This window comes from Pseudoalteromonas sp. TAB23, from assembly GCF_000498075.1.
Taxonomy (GTDB): Bacteria; Pseudomonadota; Gammaproteobacteria; order Enterobacterales; family Alteromonadaceae; genus Pseudoalteromonas; species Pseudoalteromonas arctica.
Window position 1 is genome coordinate 1 of record NZ_AUTP01000336.1, and the last position, 4,135, is coordinate 4,135.

A 4,135-nucleotide genomic window follows, 5' to 3' on the forward strand; every position below is an offset into this window, starting at 1 on the left:
TTTGCATATTGAATAGCAAACTGCCCTACCGCTCCGGCTCCGCCTTCAATAAAAATAGTATCGCCTTCACTAATGCCTATTTTATCTAAACTAATAAGTGCTGCCATACCGGCGCATGGAAGTGTTGCTGCAATGGCCGGATTTAAACCGCTTGGCACAACCGACACTGCAAAGTTAGGTACTTTGGTGTATTCGCTCAAAGCACCTTGCTCACCAATGTTGGCATGCCACATAACGCGCTGGCCAACATTTGGAAACACACCTTTATTAGCTTTAACCACAACACCTACGGCATCTAAGCCTAAAATGTGTGGATACTGCCATTTACAAAAGCCTGTTTTAGCAAATTGACCATCAACTGGATTTAAACCAACGTACTCTACTTTTACAAGCAGCTCGTTATCTGCACAAATAGGAACAGGCAGCTCAGCATCCGCTAAGTCAATTGCTTCATTTGGTTCTGGCAGTACAATAGCGCGCATTGTTTGCGGGATAATGTATTCATGTAAATTTTCAGTATTTGGCATCAATATAACTCTACTTATTAGTGTCGTTTAACGCATAACTCCATTGGCCATTAAATGACTGGTAAGCATTTACTTTGGCAAGCAGTGAAGAAATTGTTGTTTCAACAGCATTTTCTTGTGCTATTAAAACATCCTGACGCGCATCTAACAACTCAAGGTAAGGAATTTGGCCTTCTTCATACATTGCTTGGGATTGTAAAAATGCTTTATTAGCAAAGTCATAGCGCTCATCTGCAAAGCGTTTTTGCTGTGCCTGATTGACCAACAATTGCAGTGAAAGTTCACTTTCACTTAGTGCAGTTAATACCACTTGTTGATAATCGCTGTATGCGGCTTCACTTAAAAACTGCTGCGCGTCGCGCTGTGCTAATAATGCTGGGTAACTTAATAACGACCATTGTAACTGCGGCGCTACTTGCCACTGCTGATCAGTATTTTTTAAGCCTGTGCTGCCTATACTCACAACCCCTGCAAATGCAGATAAGCTAATATCTGGTAATAACGCTTTGCTAGCTGCAACACTTAAACTATTTGCTTGGCTAAAGTCAAACAGTGCACGGCTAATATCAGGACGTAAGGCAATGGCATTATTAGCGTTTTTTAGTGCAACGCTAAAGTCACGTTCAAGCACGCCTTGCTCGTTTTCAATAGCAATATTTTGCGCTAACTTACCGCTTAGTACTGCAAGAGCAGATAAATCGCTGTATTTTGCATACTCAATGGCAGGCATTAGTGCTTGTTGCTGCCTAAGCTGCGCCATAGTACGGTTTAAATCAAGCTCGTTTGCGACGCCTTCGTCAACACGGGCTTGAAGAACGTCAATACTTTGCTCAAGCGCTTCAATTTGAAGTGTAACAATGTGTTGTTTTTCAACATTACCTTGATAACTTACAAAGCCTTTAACGACTGACGAAACAACTTCAATTTGCAGTAAACGTACTTGCTCTGCTTGGCTCATGGCTGATGCATTTGCAGCATCAACCAACGCCGTTATACGACCAAATAAATCTAGTTGCCAATCAAGTGCAACGTTTGCACTTGATTGGCGGTCAAACACGCTTGGTGCATCGCTTCGAGCTGCGCCAACATTTACGCCACCTTGCGGAAGGTACTGGGCTTTTTGCTCTCCTAATCGCGCTAATGCGCTTTTAAGTGTTAGCTGGCTTGTTTGCAAATTATAGTTATTTGCAAGCGCACCAGTAACAAGCTCATTTAGTTGATCAGAATTAAGCTTTTTCCACCAGTTTGTTTCATCAGCAACGCTAACGTTACTAGCAATATTAGCTTTGGCAACAAATTCGTTAACGGCTTTTTGCTCACTCATGGTGTCTATTTTACTCGCACACCCGGCTAAAAACGCAGCGACTAATACCGCACTGACAGTTAGACTTGTTTTAAGTCTTTTTTGCATTAATTTAGTCATGAGTATTCTCCTGCGCTTTCTCTTTTTTGTTAGTCACTAACATATAAAATACCGGCGTAAACAATAGGCCAAACACGGTTACACCTATCATGCCTGAGAATACTGCGTTACCCATTGCGTGTCGCATTTCGGCGCCCGCACCGGTGGCAAGTACTAACGGTACAACACCTGCTGTAAATGCAATTGACGTCATTAATATTGGGCGCAAGCGCATACGACATGCCTCAAGTATTGCCTCTAAGTGCGATAAGCCTGAGTCGTGTCTGTCTTTTGCAAACTCAACCATCAATATTGCATTTTTAGAAGCCAACGCGACCAGTACTATTAACGCTATTTGGGTGAATATGTTGTTGTCAGAGCCGACAAACCACACACCTAACAAGGCTGAGAAAATAGTCATTGGTACAATTAATATAATTGCCAGTGGTAAACGTAAGCTCTCGTACTGCGCTGCAAGTACCATAAATACAAGTAATACAACTAACGGGAATACATAAACCATGGTGTTACCGGCAAGTACTTGTTGGTACGTTACTTCAGTCCACTCATATTCAATACCTGTTGGTAGTGTGTCTGCGAGTACTTTTTCAATAGCAACTTGTGCTTGATCAGAACTATAACCTGGCGCTGGGCTACCATTTAGTTCTGCACTTGGGTATCCGTTGTAATGCATAACACGGTCAGGACCAATTGTTGGTGTTACTGTTAATACAGAGCCTAATGGCACCATATTACCTGAGCGATTACGTACTTTTAAATTAAGTATTTGATCAGGGTCTAAGCGGTAGTCAGCATCAGCCTGTGCATTTACTTGGTACGTACGACCAAACATATTAAAGTCATTTACGTACACAGAGCCTAAGTAAATTTGCAGTGCATTAAATACTTCATCAAGTGGAATACCTTGAATAAGCGCTTGTTCGCGGTCAATATCAATATCCATTTGTGGAACTTGGATACGGAAACTTGAGTACAGACCCATTAATGCAGGGTCTTGTTGCGCTTTACCAATAACGGCTTGCAGGCTATTAAATAGTGCTTCAAACCCTTTATTAGCTCTGTCTTCTATTTGCAGTTTAAAACCACCTGTAGTGCCCAAACCTTGAATTGGCGGCGGTGGAAATACCGCTACAAATGCCTCATCAATGGCGGCAAAACGTTTATTCAACTGCGCCGCTATCGCCATCGCTGATTGGCTTGGATCGGTACGTTTGTCAAAGCTTTCAAGTGGTGTAATTACAATGCCGCTGTTAGGGCTATTTGTTAAACCGTTCACTGATAAGCCAGGATAAGCAACAGTATGTGCAACGCCTGGTACTTCTAATGCAATTTGCTGCATTTGAGCAAGTACATCTTCAGTACGATCAAGGCTTGATGCGTCAGGCAACTGCGCAATAGCCACTAAATACTGTTTATCTTGCTGTGGAATAAAGCCACCAGGTACGGTATCAAATAACTTAATTGTGCCGCCAACAAGTGCAATATAAGCCACCATTACAACAACGGTCATACGGATTAGTTTTTGTACCAGTTTTTCGTACCCTTTAGCACCACGATTAAAAACGCGGTTAAATGGTTCAAATAACCAACGACCAAACAATTTATTAAGTAAACGCGTGAACGCATCTGTTTTTGCATCATGTGATTTTAATAACAGTGCAGCAAGCGCAGGCGATAACGTTAATGAGTTAAACGCTGAGATAATCGTCGAAATTGTAATTGTAAGTGCAAATTGCTTATAAAACTGACCTGATAAACCGGTAATAAACGCAGTAGGAATAAATACAGCACTTAGTACTAGCGCAATGGCAATAATAGGGCCTGTTACTTCGCTCATTGCAACGCGGGTTGCTTCAAGTGGCGATAAGCCTTTTTCAATATTACGCTCTACGTTTTCAACAACTACAATCGCATCATCTACAACAATACCTATGGCCAATACTAAGCCAAACAACGACAAGGTATTAATTGAGACACCTAACCACTGCATTACTGCAAACGTACCAATGAGCGAAATAGGCACAGCAATTAATGGAATAATTGATGCACGCCACGTTTGTAAAAATACAATAACAACAATAACTACCAGCACAATTGCTTCAAGCAACGTTGCAATTACCGCGTCAATTGAGCCGCGAACAAATACCGTAGGGTCGTACACAATGTCGTATTCAACACCAGTAGG

The 4,135-nt window shown here is 41.8% G+C and carries 3 protein-coding genes; all 3 read right to left on the reverse strand.

The window, feature by feature from the left end:
- On the reverse strand, window positions 1-527 hold a 527-nt coding region (locus tag L654_RS0122415; RefSeq protein WP_024609109.1), incomplete at its 3' end, for an alcohol dehydrogenase catalytic domain-containing protein.
- A 10-nt stretch (window positions 528-537) separates the two neighbouring features.
- Window positions 538-1,950, reverse strand: a complete 1,413-nt coding sequence (locus tag L654_RS0122420) for a TolC family protein (protein WP_024609110.1) — start codon at window positions 1,948-1,950, stop codon at window positions 538-540.
- The coding region (locus L654_RS0122425) for an efflux RND transporter permease subunit (RefSeq protein WP_024609111.1) at window positions 1,943-4,135 on the reverse strand (2,193 nt) is incomplete at its 5' end. The genes L654_RS0122425 and L654_RS0122420, both read right to left, overlap by 8 nt.

Coding starts and splice junctions, on each gene's coding strand:
- L654_RS0122420 (WP_024609110.1), bottom strand. CDS start 1,950: ATGACTAAATTAATGCAAAAAAGACTTAAAACAAGTCTAACTGTCAGT.